This is a genomic window from Tessaracoccus sp. MC1756 (assembly GCF_014164735.1).
Classification (GTDB): Bacteria; Actinomycetota; Actinomycetes; order Propionibacteriales; family Propionibacteriaceae; genus Arachnia.
The window spans coordinates 24,951-39,367 of record NZ_JACJFZ010000007.1; the positions used below are offsets into that span (position 1 = coordinate 24,951).

Consider the following 14,417-nt stretch of genomic DNA (forward strand, 5'->3'; position numbering starts at 1 on the left):
CTAGATCGGAGGCCACGGGATGCTGGGCCACCGCTCGGATGGCCGCGGCATCGCTCCTTCCGCCAGTATCTCCTCAGCCCGGCTGGTCAGCGCGGCCCATTCCTCGTCCGTCAGCCCGGGCGCGAGCGGCGCCTCGATGGACGCGGCGAGCGCCACGACGGCGAGCTCGCCCTCGGTGAGTGGATCGCCGGCCCATCCCCACAGGACCGTGCGCAGTTTGTTGTCTGTGTGGAGGCTCACGCCGTGGTCGACGCCGGCGAGGGCGTCACCGTGCGAGATGACGTGGCTGGCCTTGCGGTCGGAGTTGTTCAGCAGCGCGTCGAACAGGGCGAGAGCGCGAAGCCGGGGGTCGTCGCGGTGCGCCAGCACGACGGGGCGGTCCTCAGCGTTCAGACCGGTGAGGATGGGCAGCCAGGTCTCGTCCACGTCGGTGGGCTCGAGCAGGTCGATGAGCGGCGTGGGCGCGCCGTCGACCCAGCGCTGGGCAGATCCTTCGCCGAGCGGCCCCTCGCACCAGACAGTCAGCGGCACCACACCGAGCCCGAGTTCCTCTGACAGCGCGTAGGCCGCGACCTCGCGGCGCCCGAGGGTGGCCATCGGAAAGTCCCACAGCGGCGACTCCCCCGCCACCGGCTTGTACACCCAGTGCGCCTCCTCCTCGTCGACGGCGAGGAAGGTGGCATTGGAAGCATCGACGAGCCGCCCCACGACCTGGAGCGCTCCGCTGGGCCCGGTCATCCGAACAGCGGCCCGCGGTAGCCGTTCGCGCGGGGGCAGATGTGTCCTGCCGGGTCCAGTGGCTGGCTGCACGCCGGGCACGAGGGCCGACCGGAGGCGACGACGACCTCCGCGCGTGAGGAGAACTCCCGCGCCATCACGGGCGTCATCCGGATCTGTACGAGTGAGTTCTCGCCCTCCTCGTCAGGCTCGGCGGAGAAGAGTTCGAGGAGGAGGCGGTTGCGCTCATGGTCCCAGGCCAGGCCGATGGCCGCTGCGCGGAACAGCACCTCGACGGGCGCATCGAGCGGACCGTTGTCGGCAGGTGGCTGCCGTGGGGGCACTTCGTGGCCGAGTTCAGCGAGCTGGTCGAGCACGTCGCCGACCCGCACACCCAGCAGGAGCGTCTGCTCCTTCTCGAGCGCCACGGCCGCCAGGCGGTTGCCCTGCGCCACCTGGATGAGGAACAGGCGTTCACCGGGCGCGCCGATGGTGCCGACGATGCAGCGGTCCGGGTTGTCGAAGGCGAGCATCATGGCATCACCCTACGCCTGCGACATCGCCACCGCCGATGGTCGGAGCGGGGTTCCCCCCGAGCAGGGAGGCGAGGTCGCCTCCGGTGTTCACGCACACCACGAGGGGCCGCTCGCCGCTGTAGTCGATGACGCTGAGGCCTGCCGGGTGCACGTGGAGGCGCTGGAACTGGTCGAGGTGCATTCCGAAGGCGTGCGCGAGGATCGCCTTGATGGGGTCGCCGTGCGAGAACACGGCGACGACCTCGTCCGCGCCGTGCCTGCCCGCCACGTCGGCGATGGCCGCGGTGGTGCGATGGAACATGGCCAGCATGGACTCGCCACCGGGGAAGGCCACGACGGAGGGCCGGGCCTGCACGTCGGCCCACACCTCCTGGGAACTCAGGTCGTCGAGTTTCGCGCCGGTCCATTCGCCGTAGTCGCATTCGCTGACGCCGTCGAGCAGCTCAGGGTGGGGGAAGCCTGCCAGCGTGGCCGTCTCGATGCACCGCTCCACCGGGGAGCTGTAGGCGGCCGCGATGGTCACGTTCCTCAGCAGCTCGCCGAGGGCCACGGCCTGCCCCCGCCCGATGTCGTCCAACGCCACCCCCGGCGCGCGCCCGGCGAGCACGCCCGCTGCGTTCGCCGTCGAGCGGCCATGCCTGATCAGCACCACCTTGGTCATGGGGCCCAAGCCTAGTAGCCGCGTCGGCGGTACAGTTGCCCCCGATTTGGCTTCGGGAGGACGCACATATGGACTGGTTGCAGGCGATCGTGCTCGGCATCGTGCAGGGTCTCACGGAATTCCTGCCCATCTCGTCGAGCGCGCACGTGTCGATCGTCGGGCAGCTGTTGTTCGACGGCCGCGACCCCGGCGCCGCTTTCACCGCGGTCACCCAGCTGGGCACCGAGACGGCCGTGCTCGTCTACTTCCGCAAGGACATCGCGCGCATCATCGCGCGCTGGTTCGGTTCGCTCGGCGGCACGGTGGAGCGAACCGACCCCGACGCACGCATGGGCTGGCTGGTGATCATCGGCTCCGTCCCCATCGTCGTGCTGGGGCTGCTGTTCCAGGACGCCATCGACACCACGCTGCGCAACCTCTGGATCACGGTGGCGATGCTGGCCGGCGTCGGCATCGTGCTGGCCATCGCTGACAGGTTCGGCGAGAACAACTCCAAGGACCTGCGGGAACTGAGTTGGCGCGACGGCATCCTGTTCGGCCTGTTCCAGGCAGCGGCGCTGATCCCTGGTGTGTCGCGCTCCGGCGCCACCATCTCCGGCGGTCTGTTCCTGGGCTACGACCGCCCCGCCGCCACCCGCTACGCGTTCCTGCTGGCCGTCCCGGCGGTCTTCGGCTCCGGCCTCTACAAGCTCAAGGACATCGGCGGCGACGCCACCGCCGCCTGGGGTCCCACCATCGTGGCCACGATCCTCGCGTTCATCATCGGCTACGCCGTGATCGCGTGGCTGCTGCGCTACGTCTCCACGCACAACTTCCGGCTCTTCGTCGTCTACCGCCTGGCTGTTGCCGCGATCGTCGCGGTGCTGCTGCTCACCGGCGTGCTCGCGGCCGCATAGGCTGGGTCCCGCTATGCAGCTTCGTCCACTCGGTGCCACCGGTCTCCATGTCTCCCCCCTCGGTTTGGGGACCATGGCGTGGGGCCGCGACGTCGAGTGGCCGATGGCGCAGGCGCTACTCCACGATTTCGTCGACGGTGGGGGCAACCTCGTCGACACCGCCCCCGCGTATGGCGCCGGGGTGGCAGAGAAGATGATCGGCAAGGCCCTGCACGCGGGCCTCCCCAGGGAATCGCTCGTGATCGCCACCAAGGCCGGCTTCGTGGTGCGCGACGGTCGCCGGGTCATCGACACGTCCCGCGGCGCGTTGCTCAACGACCTGGAGCAGTCGCTGCGGCGGCTGGGGACGGACCACGTGGACCTGTGGCAGGTGCACGCCTGGGGTGACGCCCCCGTCGACGAAACGATGTCGGCGCTGGATACCGCCGTCGCCCGGGGCATGGCCCACTACGTGGGCGTGTCGAACTTCGTGGGCTGGCAGACCGCCACGGCCGCCACCTGGCAGGACGCAGACCGGGCCCGGGTGACGCTGTCCAGCGTGCAGGTGGAGTACTCGCTGCTGGCACGGCGCGCCGAAGTGGAGGTCATCCCCTCCGCCGCTCACCACCGGCTGGGTGTGCTGGCGTGGTCGGGGCTGGGCCGCGGGGTGCTGACCGGCAAGTACGCCGGCGGCCGGATCCCCCGCGATTCGCGGGGCGCCTCGGATCACTTCAGCTGGTTCGTCGAGCCGTATCTGCAGCCCCGCTCGTCGGCGATCGTCGACGCGGTGGCACATGCCGCCCAGGGCCTGGGGCTGACGCCGGCCCAGGTGTCGCTGCTGTGGACGAGGGATGCTCCCCAGGTGGCCTCGGCCCTCATCGGCCCCCGCACCACGGAACACCTCGCCGAACTGATGGACGTCGAGCACAAGACGCTCGTGCCGCCCATCGTCGCCGCGCTCGACGACATCTCCGGCGGCCCGAACGGGCTACGGCCGGCTAGCCCAACTCAAACGTGATGTGGTGCAGGCCCTCGCCGTCGATCTCGAGGTGCAGCGTGCCGGTGAGGTCTTCCAGTTCACCGGAGCCCGATCCGGGCACGATCTCGTAGCGGACCTCCTGCACACCGCCCTGCATGGTGCCGAACTGCTGGAACGTGATGGCGCCCTTGCGGCCGTCCAGGGTGCCCTCGAACACCTCCATGGCCACATAGCCCGCCGTCCCGCTGGACGCGTCCCCACCCGAGACCATGACGCCCTTGCTGACGCCCTGCGCCGCGCCCTCCCACACCTTGGCGAAGTCGAACCTGCTGGTCGTGGGCAGCAGGGCCTCGGTGGGGGTGATCTCAATCTCAAAGGTCGCCTCAACGCCCATGTCATCTGCTCCTCAGACGCTCCGCGCCCACCTGCCGGGGCCCTTCTGAACCCCACACTAGCCCCGATTTGCGTAGTCCCGGGGTGTACCTGCTAGAGTTCCTTGTCGCTCCCCGAAAGGGAAGCGCACCCTGTCCGGGTGGCGGAATTGGTAGACGCGCTAGCTTGAGGTGCTAGTGCCCGTTTAGGGCGTGGAGGTTCAAGTCCTCTCTCGGACACACTGGGAACCCCCGGTGATCAGCGGAAACGCAGATCGCCGGGGGTTTTGCTTTTCTCTACGCGTGCGTCGCTCACCAGTCGAGGCGCAGCGGGAATCCGTTGGTGCCGTCGTCGGTGGCACGCACCGCGAGAACGTGGTGCAACTGGACGTGGTTGCGTTCGAAACTCAGCCTGGAACCAGCCATATAGAGGCCCCAGGCACGGGCCTTCGTCTCCCCCACCTCCGCCACGCAGGCATCCCAGTGGTCGACGAGGTTGCGGCACCAGGCGGCGAGGGTGAGGGCGTAGTGCGGGCGGAAGTTCTCCTCATGCATGACCTCGAACCCGGCGTCCTGCGCGTCCCGGATGATGACGCCGGACCCGCTCATCTCGCCGTCGGGGAAGATGTAGCGATCCAGAAACGGCCCCACCGGCTCACGGCGATTGTGGGAATGGGTGATGCAATGGTTCAGGAGGCGACCCTCCGGCCGCAGCCGATCACGCAGGAAGGCGAAGTAGGCGGGGTAGTTCTTCACGCCGATGTGTTCCGTCAGCCCGATCGAGCTCACGGCGTCGAAACCGCTCTCGGTCACGTCGCGGTAGTCCCCGTGCCGCACCTCGGCGAGGCCGCCGAGCCCCTCACGCGCGATGGCGTCCGTGGCCCAGAGTGCCTGCTGGTGCGACAGCGTCACCCCCAGAGACCGCACGCCGTAATGCTTCGCCGCGTGGCGCACCATGCCGCCCCAACCGCAGCCGACGTCGAGCAGCCGCATCCCGGCGCGCAACCCCAGCTTGCGGCAGATCAGGTCGTACTTCTCCGCCTGCGCCTCCTCCAGGGTCGCATCCCCACTGGGATAGACGGCGCACGTGTAGGTCATCGATGGTCCGAGGATGTGTTCGTAGAACGTGTTGGAGACGTCGTAGTGATGCGAGATCGCGTCCGAATCGCGGGCCTTCGAGTGGCGCAGTCCCCTGGCGAGTCTCCGCCAGCGTGGCGGGTACTCCAGCGGCGGAGGCGGGGGCGGCTTGAGCGTTTCGATCCCGAGGGCACGTGCCAGTTCGAGCGCCTCGGGTGCGCTGGGAAGCCGGAATGCGACCCGGTCCTGGACGAGCTTCAGGATCTCGTAGGGGTCGCCGGGGTGCACGCCCCGCAGTTCGAGGTCACCAGCCAGGTACGCCCGCACCATGCCGAGTTCGCCAGGGGCGGTCACCAGGTACGCGAGTCCGCGCCGGGTGCGCAGCGCCAGGCCGAGGTCCGAGTCCTCCGGGCCGGTCGCGCTCCCGTCCGAAGCCGTGAACCTCAGCGGCATGCCCTCGCGCAGCAGCGACGCGACCGCGTCGGCGATGGGCATCCGTGCGTTCAGGTTCTGTTTCATCGTTCCTCCACCGCCTTCTCGTACAGGCTGGTCAGCCGGTTGTCAGGGTCATAACGGGCCTTCACCGCGGCGAGATTCGCGCCGCCGTACAGACGCTCGAACGTGTCCCGGTCGTAGTAGGCCTCGGAGTAGAGCGACTTGTGGCCACCCAGCGCCTGCACCTTCTCCTCGATCGCCCGGTTGCGCGGCGCGAGGGGCGCGTCCGGCCCGACGGGTACGGCGCCCCAGAAGCCGACGTTGACGTAGGTGGTACCCCCGCGCAGGGGATACGTCGGCCAGGGCCGTGCGCCTGGCCCGCCCGTCGCCCTCAGTCGCAGCGGGCAGAGCCACACCGGGCGCATCCCGACGGCGTCGTCGAACCAGGTGAGGAATTCCCCGATCAGCTCCATCGGCACCTCGACGTCCTGGATCACGCGTTCCTGCCGGGGGCGACGGGCGAGCGCGTCCAGCCGCTCACTGAAGCGGGTGCGGCGGTCGAGCCCGACCAGCCGGTGGTAGACGTCGGAGCGGCGCCAGCGGCGGGGCCACAGTCTGCGGACCAACGGGTGCTGCACGCCGAAGGCGCGCGAGCACCAGAACCAGTCTGTGTCCCACCGCCAGAGGTAGTCGTAGCCGGTGAGCTGGTCAGGCGAGAGGCTCCGGATGGAGCGGTAATAGATCTGCTGGCCGGTGTAGTCACTGACAGGGCGGGAGGGCGCGTCGATCCAGGTGGCGAGGGTGAGGTAGTACTCCCCCGGTGCGAAGGCCACGCCGTCGAGGGCGTCGACCGCGGTGCCGTCGTGAGAGCGGGTCGCGCACACTTCGGCGATGGCGGCGGCCAGCGAGTCGGTGTCGCTGAAGCGCAGGTGACGCAGTGCGACGAACGCTGGCGCCCGCTCCAGTTCGATCACCAGCCGGGTGACATAGCCCAGGGAGCCGTAGGAGTTCGGCACCGCGTCGAAGAGGTCGTCACCCGGCCTTGTTGTGACCACCTCACCGGCCCCGGTGAAGACGTCCATCTCGAGGACGGACTCATGGGGCATGCCGTTGCGGAAGCTCGTGGACTCGATCCCGAGCCCGCTCACCGCCCCACCTATGGTGATCGTCCGCAACTGCGGGACGACCAGCGGCATGAGCCCGTGGGCGAGCGTCGCGTCGACGAGGGTTTCGTAGGTGCACATGCCCTGGACTTCCGCCGTGCGCATCACGGGGTCGACGGCGAGCACCCCGGTCAGACCGGAGACGTCCAGTCCGGGAGCAGTCGTGCGGGATCTCGAACGGAACAGGTTCGACGTGTGCTTGGCGAGGCGCACCGGCGAGCCTGCCGGGATCGCCTCGTACGACGATCGCAGCCTCGCTATTGCCTGCTCATGCTCCGTCCGGACAGGTGCTGCTGCCACGAGGCCACACTAACCCGGAGCCCCTCTGGTATCTGCCCGGACGGAGAATCCATAGCGCTTTCGCTTTCCCCGTTCCGGCCGACGCTAGGCTCGGGGAGAGGGACTTTGAATGAAGGAGAGCCTCATGGCAACGTTGGCAATCGTCGGGGCGGGGCCGGGCCTGGGCGCCGCGGTCGCGCGCAGGTTCGGGCGCGAAGGATTCTCGGTGGCGCTCGTCTCACGCGACAAAGCGAAGCTGGACGCGCTGGCGGCCGAGCTCGCCGACGGCGGTGTGACGGCACGCGGATACGCAGCCGATGTCCGCGACGCCGCGTCCCTCGAGGCCGCGCTGTCGGCAGCGGCTGACGAGCTGGGTCCGATCACGGCGCTGCAGTACAGCCCGCTCCCGTCCCGGTCATACCTGGAACCCGTCCTCGACCTCACCCCCGAGCTGGCGCTCGATGCGCTGCGCTTCTCAGCGTTGGGGCTCATCACGGCGGCCCGTGCAGTACTGCCGGGGATGCGCGCCGCGGGCGACGGCACGATCATCCTGATCAACGGCGGCACCTCCGTGAAGGCCCGGGCGGGTTTCTCGGGCACGTCGGTGGCGTTCCCGGCCGAGAGCGCGTACGGCGAGATGCTGCATGAGGCGCTGGCCGACGAGGGCGTCCGCGTCGTCCAGCTGGTGATCCCCGGCTCCATCCCCAAGCTGAAGGTCGCCAACGGCGTGGACGGGGTCGCGGAGCGCATCTGGCAGCTCCACACGACGCCGGGTGAATTCAGGACGATGCTCATCCCGCTCGAGGAGGGGCGCGAGTAGCGGACGATCCCAGGCGGGGTGCATAGAGTGGGTCGCATGGCCGTTCCCGTTACGCTTGCGATCCTCGGCGCCTCAGGCGACCTCGCCACCCGTCTCCTCCTGCCCGGTCTCGGCACCCTGCTCGAAACCAACCCCGAGTACGACGTGACACTGGTGGGGTGCGCCGCCGACGAGTTGTCCCAGGAGGATTGGGCCGCGCGCGTTCGCGGGGCGCTGGGTGGCCGGTGCGCCAGGGCCAGCGTCGAACGGGTGATCGCCACCACGCGCTACGAACAGCTCGACCTCACCGACGCCGGCGCCCTGCGCGCGCTGCTCGATGGCCTCGGCGACGCACCGGTGCTTTACCTGGCGCTCCCGCCCCGGATCTCGATCAAGCTCTGCAAGGCCCTGACCAGCCTTGAAATTCCGCCGGGGCTCCGGCTCGCCTTGGAGAAGCCGTTCGGCTCCAGCCTCGAAACCGCCCGCGAACTCAATGGGGTGCTCGCCGGTCTCGTGCCGGAGAACCAACTCTTCCGCATCGATCACTTCCTCGGTAAATCGGTGGTACTCAATCTCCTGGGGCTCCGCTTCACCAACCGCATCTTCGAGCATGCCTGGAACAACCAGAACATCGAGAGCGTCGACATCACCGTCGACGAGGTGCTGGCGCTCGAGGGACGCGCCGGTTACTACGACGGTGCGGGTGCACTCCGCGACATGATCCAGAGCCACCTCCTGCTGGTCCTGGCCCTGTTCGCGATGGAAGAGCCACCGTCGCTCAACGAGCGTGACGTCCGCGACCTCATCGCCCTGATGCTGCGGCACACCCGTGTGTGGGATGACGACCCGGTGGCCTCCTCCCGTCGCGCGCGGTACACGGCCGGCCAGATCGGCGGCGAGGCTGTCCCGAACTACGTCGACGAGCCGGGTGTCGACGCCTCGAGGAACACCGAGACCTTGGCGGAACTCACCGTGAGGATCAACACGGACCGGTGGGCCGGTGTCCCGTTCCGGCTGCGCAGCGGCAAGGCGCTCGGTGACGCCCGCAACGGGATCACAGTGGCTTTCCGTCCGGTGGACCACGTGCCGGAGGGGTTCACGGAGGCGCCGCCGAACGTGCTGAGTATCGGCATGAAACCCGCCAACATCAGGCTGGGGCTTTCCACGAATGCGGAGTCCAACCGCTTCCAGTTGGACCAGTCGGTGCTCTCGACGGACCTCGCGGAGAGCCCGCTCAAGCCCTACGGCGAAATCCTCGACTCCATCTTCCGTGGCGACCCGCTGCTGACCGTGCGCGGTGACGTGGCCGAGGAATGCTGGCGGATCGTGCAACCGGTCATTCACGCATGGCAGCAGGGCCTGGTGCCCTTGGACGAGTATGTCGCAGGAGGGGCGGGGCCGACCCGCTGGAACGCGTAGCAGGCGTGCGGCCTACGTGACCGCCAGACCGGCCACCGCCAGCACCACCGCCAGCGAAGCCGAACTGATCAGCAGACCGGGCAGGCCCTTCCTCCCCCGGGCGAGCGCATCCCACCGCCACGTGAGCAGGACGGCTCCCACTGCGGTGAGAACCACGTACACGGTCCAGACGGGGACGGGATCCATGATCCCCTTCAGAACCGCCGGAAGGACCACCCCCAGAAGCGCTGTCCCCGCGACACAGCAGAGTACCTGCGAAAGAGCCGTGTTCCGGGTCGGCGTGCGGCGCGTGACTCTCCAGATCGTCCAGAGGGAGCCCGCGAGGACTCCGATGGCCAGGACGGCGCTCAGAACCATGACGAGGGTATCGCTCACGGTTGCTGCTCCTCGTCCAGCAGGGCCGTTACGAGGTCGCCCTGGAGTGTCAGCAGTTGCGGGCCGGTCGGAGCGGAGTTGACCAGGTAGGCCACTCCGCGGCCGGTTCTGGGGCAGTACCCCACGTAAGCGTGGTGGGATCCGGTCAGGCCGTTGTGGAAGATGAGATCCTCCCCTGCCACCGTCGTCGCGCGCATCCAGGTAATGGCGATCTGCGCGTCAGGCATCCACGGCAGGATCGGAGCCGGCGCGACGGGCTCGAGCCCGGCGGACCCCGGTTGGAGCCCGGCCATGGTCAGGCGCATCCACTGCGCCAGGTCGCGGCCGGTGGACCACATACCGCCCCCTGGCGCCAGACCGTTCAGGGTCCACGGTTCGGCTGGTCTGCCGCCGAGCAGGCCCTTGGCCCAGCGTGGCGGGAGACCATCCGGCGTGACCGGGAGAGATGTGTGAGCCAGCGAGTAGGGAACCAGAATCCGTTCGGTCAGAAGTGCCTCGTAGGTAGTTGATGCGCGTTCGGCCAACAGGTGGGCGAGGAGCGCGATACCCGCCGTGGAGTAGGAGAACGTTCCCCTACCCTCAAGGCGTTGGGAGAGGACATCAGCCACCGTGTCCGAACAGTCCCCGTGCGCGCCTTCCGCGTGGAGCAGGCCGAGATTGAGGTTCATGGTGGTGGTCATGGTCGCCGTGAAGTTCGGCAAACCGGACGTGTGGGAAGCCAATTCCCTCAGGGCCACGCCGGCGACGTCTGAGCCCAGCGCATCAGTGAGTTCACCGACCGTCGTGTCCAGGGAGACTTCACCCTTCGCGACCATGTCCATCAACACTGCACCACAGAACGTCTTCGACACAGACCCGATGCCGAACGGCGTCCGCTCGTCGGCTCCCATCCCCGCGAACCGGGTGGAGTCGCCATCTACGAGGGCTACCGAGACCCGATTGAGCCCCTTCAGATAGGGCTCCACACGGGTCAACAGCGTGGCGTCGCCGGTCCTCCCGGAGGCCTGCAGCACAGGATGGGGGCCGACCAGCGCCAAGAGGCCGGCTGTCCCCACTCCGACCCCCGCCGCCAGAAGCGCTCTCCTCGGAATCTGTTTCGCAGGCACCGTCGCCGCCTTAGTCCCCCGCGGCCGGTCCCCGCTGGCCTGCTGGTCCAGCGTCCGGCCGCTATGTTCCGACCCTACTCGCGTCCGTGCGGCTCCGGAGGCGGTGCCGCGAACCGCTGTGACCGATGGCTACTACCGAACAGATCAGCAGCGGGTTCGGGCGTATCTTGGCTCAATGAGGCAAGCTTCCGACGTTTCCCCGACCCCGCCGGGCTGGAAGCGGGCCCTCGGCATCCTGGGGCTCCTCGCTCACCTCGTGGTGGGCTACATCTACCTCACAGTGGGGCTTGTCACCCCGATGCCGTGGCTTCTGGGCTTCTGGGCGATCTGGGTGGTGCTCCTGCTGGTCTGCCTGCGGCTGTTGCGGGACCGGCCGCTGCTGGTCCTCGCGGTCCCACCCCTGGCACTTGGCATACTCATCGGCGGACTGTCGCTTGGTGAGGCTCTGCTGGGATGGAGTGCTGACCGGGCAGTGCCACGACGAGCAGGCAGTTCGGGATTGACCGTGGAGCTGAGGCACGTCAGAGGCTGAGGGTCAGCTGGGCGCGGTGGTGTCGATAGTGCTTGGGTGCCCAGTCCAGCACGTCGAGGCGCGTCATCCAGGACGCGAAGTAGGGGTCCCAACTCTCGGGCACCGGCATGCCGAGCCTCAATTCGGCGTCGCTGGCGCCCCGGGCCCAGGTCAGGAGCCAGCGGGTGTCGGCGTCCATCCACCGGCCCAGTCGCCCCATGGAAACGATCCTCACTCCCGCCACCGGCCCGGCATAGTTGATCCAGTTGTAGGGCCGGGTCAACGCCGTCAGGCCACGCGCGTATCCCATGGAGACGGGGTGCGGCAGGTGGCCGAAGACCCCGAACAACGCAACGAACACTCTCGCGAGGTGCTGGCCGAACCACATGTGGAACAGCAACTCGCGGTTCGTCCACCGGGTGCCCCGGGTGGGCGCCACCAGATCTGCCGGATTAGCCTCGCTGAGGAGAGCACGGAAATCCACCCGACACTCCTCGAGCCGGGCCAGCACCTCGTCGGGCACGACCATGACCCAGTATCCCCCGTCGCAGTTCCGGGGTCGCGCATCGACGTTCGTCGATGCGCCTAAACTGGATGGATGTCCACCGTCCCCGAGTGCGCAACAGCCCCCACCTCGATGATGTCGGCAGAGCGAGCAGCGTGTCTGGCCGAACTCTTCAAGGCGCTCTCAGACCCGACGCGGGTACGGCTCCTGGCCCACATCGCGGACTCTCCCGACGGCACCGCCTGCGCCTGCCACATCCCCGACACGCTCGGCATCAGCCAGCCCACCTTGTCGCACCACCTGAAGAAGTTGACGGCCGCCGGCCTCGTGACGCGCGAACAGCGGGGGCGCTGGGCGCACTACACGGCGGCCGGCGACGTGCTGGAGGTGGCGCGCGAGTTCCTGGGCACCACCACTGAGGACGCGGCCCGCTGCTGCTGACGGGCCGCGCCCCCCGGTTCAACGTGCGGCGCTCAGGCCTGCCAGCTCGGCACCGATCGGCGGGACCTGCTGCATGAGGAGTTGCGCCAGCCTGGGCGCGCCGGCACTCACCGCGGCCAGCGGCCCGGCCTCGTTCGACGCCCGCTGCATGAGCAGGGGTGACGAGGTGCCGGTCTGGGACAGGGTCTGGTTGACCACCCACGCCCAGGGCGCGATCCCAGCCCGCGCCAGGTCGTCGACGAGACTCTGCGCCTCCAGCACCGGGGTCGTTTCCGCAGTGGTCACGATGACCAGCTTCGTGTAGACCGGGTCCTGGAGCCGCATGAGCGGTGTGGTGAACCTGGCGTTGCCCAGCCCACGGGCAACCTCCCTGTGGTACGAGCCGGTGGCATCCATGAGCAACAGGGTGTGCCCCGTGGGTGCGGTGTCCAACACCACGAACCGCTTGTCCGCCTGCGCGATCGCCTTCGAGAAGGCTTGGAAGACCGCGATCTCCTCCGTGCACGGCGACTTGAGATCCTCCTCCAACGCAGCGCGACCCGCGTCGTCGAGGTTCCTGCCCTTCGTGGCCATCACCCGGTCGCGGTAGTCCTGGGTGGCGCGTTCCGGATCGATGCTCGTGACCTCGATCCCCGCCGCGTCCATTCCCACAGTGCGGTCCAGATGCGCCGCGGGGTCCGTCGTCGTCAGCAGTACGTCCTTGCCCCGTTCAGCCAGCGCGACGGCCAGTGCAGCGGCAACGGTCGTCTTGCCGACTCCGCCCTTGCCCATGCACATCACGAGACCCTTGTCCGCTCCGACCAACTCGTCTACCAGTGCTCCAAGCCCCGGGGCGCCGGCCATTGGATCACCGGCCGCCAGGGCCGCGGGCGGATCCGCAGGGCTGAACATGCGGCGCAGCGCGTCGACGCCCACCATGTTGGTGGCCCTGAGCGGCAAGGAGTCGAGCTCAAGCCGCCGTAGCCCGAGGGGCAACTGCTGCAGCGCCTGCGCCTCGCGGGCACGGATGGCATCGCCGAGCGCATCGTGGATCTCCTCCTGGGGCAGGATTCCGTTCACGACGAGGTGGGTGACGTGAATGCCGACGGTGGCCAGTTCGAGCAGTGCCCGCTCAGCCTCGTCGAGGCTGGACCGATCGGCTCGGGCGACCAGGATGATCCTCGTGCGCTCCGGGCTCGCCAGCGACTCGACGGCCGCAGCGTAGGTGCCGCGGGCCTTGTCCAACCCGGACATCGGCCCGAGGCACGAAGCGTCGCCCAACCCCTCGTCGAGGAACCCCGTCCACTCACCGGGCAGTTCCAGCAGCCGGATGGTGTGTCCCGTGGGGGCGGTGTCGAAGATCACGTGGTCGTAAGCCGCCGTCCGGGCAGGTTCTGCCAGTAGTTCGGTGAACTCGTTGAACGAGGCCACCTCCGTCGTGCACGACCCCGACAGCTGCTCCGTGGCCGCCGCAAGATCCTCGGGCTTCAGGAAGTCGCGCACCGGGGCGAGGGTCCGCTCCCGGTAGCGGTGGACCGCCTCCTCAGGGTCGATCTCGATCGCATCGAGCCCGGGGACATCCGGCACAGACACGATGCGGTGCCCCACCTCGACGCCGAACACCTGTCCGACGTTGGACGCAGGGTCGGTAGAAATCAGCAGGACGCGCCTGCCCTCATCCGCCAGCCGCGTGGCCAGGGCGCACGCCACACTGGTCTTCCCCACCCCGCCCTTACCGGTGAGGAAGACGTTGCGGGGCAGGTCCGTGAGGAACCTCATGAGCAGCATCCGCCTCCGCCACAGCAGCCGCCCTCACCAGCGGTGGCAGCCGTGAGACCCAGATCCGGGTGTTCGTCGACGCCGGCGAATCGCGCCAGCTCCGAGCGGTCCGGGTAACGGCCGGTGAGGACGGTGGTGCCGCCCACGACGACCAGCGGTAGGCCGTCGATGCCGGCCACCCGCATGAATTCCTTGGCAACCTCTTCCTCTGCGAAGGCTGCCGGGTCCGACGCCAGGTTCGCCCGCGTCACCGCGCCCCCACGCTCCTTCAGCCAGGCGACGTCCGCAGCGAAGTCCACCAGTTTCTGGTCGACGTCGGTGCCACAGACACCGGTGTTGCAGCACAGCGGCGGTTCAAAGACCTTGATCGCGCTCATCATGAGACTCCCTTGTATTGATGCACATCGATA

At 68.6% G+C, this 14,417-nt stretch carries 17 protein-coding genes and 1 tRNA gene; 7 read left to right on the top strand and 11 right to left on the bottom strand.

Going from position 1 to position 14,417, the window contains the following annotated elements; all coding sequences use genetic code 11:
- The 3 genes from H5393_RS13195 to H5393_RS13205 are packed head-to-tail and all read right to left on the bottom strand — an operon-like array spanning position 1 to position 1,914.
- The gene (locus H5393_RS13195) at positions 1-738 is read right to left on the bottom strand and encodes an SCO1664 family protein (protein WP_182767049.1); all 738 of its coding nucleotides are present in this window, start codon (positions 736-738) and stop codon (positions 1-3) included.
- Positions 735-1,253, bottom strand: coding sequence for a DUF3090 domain-containing protein (locus H5393_RS13200; protein WP_076063930.1), 519 nt, complete (start codon positions 1,251-1,253; stop codon positions 735-737). Before H5393_RS13200 ends, H5393_RS13195 begins: the two co-directional genes overlap by 4 nt.
- Before the next feature lie 4 nt (positions 1,254-1,257).
- The gene (locus H5393_RS13205; protein ID WP_182767050.1) at positions 1,258-1,914 is read right to left on the bottom strand and encodes an MSMEG_4193 family putative phosphomutase; all 657 of its coding nucleotides are present in this window, start codon (positions 1,912-1,914) and stop codon (positions 1,258-1,260) included.
- Positions 1,915-1,982: 68 nt separating this feature from the next.
- Here H5393_RS13205 and H5393_RS13210 point away from each other — a divergent pair, with 68 nt between their 5' ends.
- Together H5393_RS13210 and H5393_RS13215 are read left to right on the top strand one after the other, a co-directional pair.
- Positions 1,983-2,810 carry an undecaprenyl-diphosphate phosphatase gene (locus H5393_RS13210; protein ID WP_182767051.1) on the top strand — a complete coding sequence of 276 codons (828 nt, stop codon included), beginning with the start codon at positions 1,983-1,985 and terminating at the stop codon, positions 2,808-2,810.
- 13 nt (positions 2,811-2,823) lie between these two features.
- Positions 2,824-3,807 (top strand): aldo/keto reductase, encoded by a 984-nt coding sequence (locus H5393_RS13215; protein WP_182767052.1) that lies wholly within the window; start codon positions 2,824-2,826, stop codon positions 3,805-3,807.
- Here H5393_RS13215 and H5393_RS13220 read toward each other — a convergent pair.
- Positions 3,788-4,162, bottom strand: a complete 375-nt coding sequence (locus H5393_RS13220; RefSeq protein ID WP_182767053.1) for a DUF3224 domain-containing protein — start codon at positions 4,160-4,162, stop codon at positions 3,788-3,790. The two genes, H5393_RS13215 and H5393_RS13220, sit on opposite strands and share 20 nt — an antisense overlap.
- A 132-nt stretch (positions 4,163-4,294) precedes the next feature.
- On the opposite strand from H5393_RS13220, the gene H5393_RS13225 reads away from it, so the two are divergent.
- A tRNA-Leu gene (locus H5393_RS13225) sits at positions 4,295-4,379 on the top strand.
- Between the two features lie 72 nt (positions 4,380-4,451).
- Here H5393_RS13225 and H5393_RS13230 read toward each other — a convergent pair.
- Both H5393_RS13230 and H5393_RS13235 read right to left on the bottom strand, forming a co-directional pair.
- A complete protein-coding gene (locus H5393_RS13230) occupies positions 4,452-5,735 on the bottom strand; it encodes a cyclopropane-fatty-acyl-phospholipid synthase family protein (RefSeq protein WP_182767054.1) in 1,284 nt (427 codons plus the stop codon).
- Complete coding sequence (locus H5393_RS13235) at positions 5,732-7,114, bottom strand: FAD-binding oxidoreductase (protein WP_370585993.1); 1,383 nt, start codon at positions 7,112-7,114, stop codon at positions 5,732-5,734. Before H5393_RS13235 ends, H5393_RS13230 begins: the two co-directional genes overlap by 4 nt.
- 124 nt (positions 7,115-7,238) lie before the next feature.
- Between H5393_RS13235 and H5393_RS13240 the strand changes: the two genes are divergently transcribed.
- Both H5393_RS13240 and H5393_RS13245 read left to right on the top strand, forming a co-directional pair.
- The gene (locus H5393_RS13240; RefSeq protein WP_182767055.1) at positions 7,239-7,913 is read left to right on the top strand and encodes an SDR family NAD(P)-dependent oxidoreductase; all 675 of its coding nucleotides are present in this window, start codon (positions 7,239-7,241) and stop codon (positions 7,911-7,913) included.
- Between the two features lie 36 nt (positions 7,914-7,949).
- Complete coding sequence (locus tag H5393_RS13245) at positions 7,950-9,311, top strand: glucose-6-phosphate dehydrogenase (protein WP_182767056.1); 1,362 nt, start codon at positions 7,950-7,952, stop codon at positions 9,309-9,311.
- 12 nt (positions 9,312-9,323) lie between these two features.
- Here the strand turns inward: H5393_RS13245 and H5393_RS13250 are convergent, their stop codons facing one another.
- Together H5393_RS13250 and H5393_RS13255 are read right to left on the bottom strand one after the other, a co-directional pair.
- The gene (locus H5393_RS13250; protein WP_182767057.1) at positions 9,324-9,686 is read right to left on the bottom strand and encodes a hypothetical protein; all 363 of its coding nucleotides are present in this window, start codon (positions 9,684-9,686) and stop codon (positions 9,324-9,326) included.
- Complete coding sequence (locus H5393_RS13255; protein ID WP_182767058.1) at positions 9,683-10,792, bottom strand: serine hydrolase domain-containing protein; 1,110 nt, start codon at positions 10,790-10,792, stop codon at positions 9,683-9,685. The genes H5393_RS13250 and H5393_RS13255 overlap by 4 nt, the downstream gene beginning before the upstream one ends.
- 175 nt (positions 10,793-10,967) lie before the next feature.
- Here H5393_RS13255 and H5393_RS13260 point away from each other — a divergent pair, with 175 nt between their 5' ends.
- Positions 10,968-11,324 carry a hypothetical protein gene (locus H5393_RS13260; RefSeq protein ID WP_182767059.1) on the top strand — a complete coding sequence of 119 codons (357 nt, stop codon included), beginning with the start codon at positions 10,968-10,970 and terminating at the stop codon, positions 11,322-11,324.
- On the opposite strand, the gene H5393_RS13265 is transcribed toward H5393_RS13260, so the two are convergent.
- Positions 11,314-11,832, bottom strand: a complete 519-nt coding sequence (locus tag H5393_RS13265) for a DinB family protein (RefSeq protein WP_182767060.1) — start codon at positions 11,830-11,832, stop codon at positions 11,314-11,316. The two genes, H5393_RS13260 and H5393_RS13265, sit on opposite strands and share 11 nt — an antisense overlap.
- Before the next feature lie 69 nt (positions 11,833-11,901).
- Between H5393_RS13265 and H5393_RS13270 the strand changes: the two genes are divergently transcribed.
- Entirely contained in the window at positions 11,902-12,249 is a 348-nt protein-coding gene (locus H5393_RS13270; protein ID WP_220488427.1) for a helix-turn-helix transcriptional regulator, read from the top strand.
- Positions 12,250-12,267: 18 nt separating this feature from the next.
- Here H5393_RS13270 and arsA read toward each other — a convergent pair whose 3' ends face one another.
- Together arsA and arsD are read right to left on the bottom strand one after the other, a co-directional pair.
- Positions 12,268-14,007 carry an arsenical pump-driving ATPase gene (gene arsA / locus H5393_RS13275; protein WP_182767061.1) on the bottom strand — a complete coding sequence of 580 codons (1,740 nt, stop codon included), beginning with the start codon at positions 14,005-14,007 and terminating at the stop codon, positions 12,268-12,270.
- Positions 14,004-14,384, bottom strand: coding sequence for an arsenite efflux transporter metallochaperone ArsD (gene arsD, locus H5393_RS13280; protein ID WP_182767062.1), 381 nt, complete (start codon positions 14,382-14,384; stop codon positions 14,004-14,006). Before arsD ends, arsA begins: the two co-directional genes overlap by 4 nt.
- Between the last annotated feature and the right edge of the window lie 33 nt (positions 14,385-14,417).

Excerpts from the sequence above, each read along its gene's own strand:
- H5393_RS13195 (WP_182767049.1), bottom strand. The coding sequence starts at position 738 with ATGACCGGGCCCAGCGGAGCGCTCCAGGTCGTGGGGCGGCTCGTCGAT.
- H5393_RS13200 (WP_076063930.1), bottom strand. The coding sequence starts at position 1,253 with ATGATGCTCGCCTTCGACAACCCGGACCGCTGCATCGTCGGCACCATC.
- H5393_RS13205 (WP_182767050.1), bottom strand. The coding sequence starts at position 1,914 with ATGACCAAGGTGGTGCTGATCAGGCATGGCCGCTCGACGGCGAACGCA.
- H5393_RS13210 (WP_182767051.1), top strand. The coding sequence starts at position 1,983 with ATGGACTGGTTGCAGGCGATCGTGCTCGGCATCGTGCAGGGTCTCACG.
- H5393_RS13215 (WP_182767052.1), top strand. The coding sequence starts at position 2,824 with ATGCAGCTTCGTCCACTCGGTGCCACCGGTCTCCATGTCTCCCCCCTC.
- H5393_RS13220 (WP_182767053.1), bottom strand. The coding sequence starts at position 4,162 with ATGGGCGTTGAGGCGACCTTTGAGATTGAGATCACCCCCACCGAGGCC.
- H5393_RS13230 (WP_182767054.1), bottom strand. The coding sequence starts at position 5,735 with ATGAAACAGAACCTGAACGCACGGATGCCCATCGCCGACGCGGTCGCG.
- H5393_RS13240 (WP_182767055.1), top strand. The coding sequence starts at position 7,239 with ATGGCAACGTTGGCAATCGTCGGGGCGGGGCCGGGCCTGGGCGCCGCG.
- H5393_RS13245 (WP_182767056.1), top strand. The coding sequence starts at position 7,950 with ATGGCCGTTCCCGTTACGCTTGCGATCCTCGGCGCCTCAGGCGACCTC.
- H5393_RS13260 (WP_182767059.1), top strand. The coding sequence starts at position 10,968 with ATGAGGCAAGCTTCCGACGTTTCCCCGACCCCGCCGGGCTGGAAGCGG.
- H5393_RS13265 (WP_182767060.1), bottom strand. The coding sequence starts at position 11,832 with ATGGTCGTGCCCGACGAGGTGCTGGCCCGGCTCGAGGAGTGTCGGGTG.
- H5393_RS13270 (WP_220488427.1), top strand. The coding sequence starts at position 11,902 with ATGTCCACCGTCCCCGAGTGCGCAACAGCCCCCACCTCGATGATGTCG.
- arsA (WP_182767061.1), bottom strand. The coding sequence starts at position 14,007 with ATGAGGTTCCTCACGGACCTGCCCCGCAACGTCTTCCTCACCGGTAAG.
- arsD (WP_182767062.1), bottom strand. The coding sequence starts at position 14,384 with ATGAGCGCGATCAAGGTCTTTGAACCGCCGCTGTGCTGCAACACCGGT.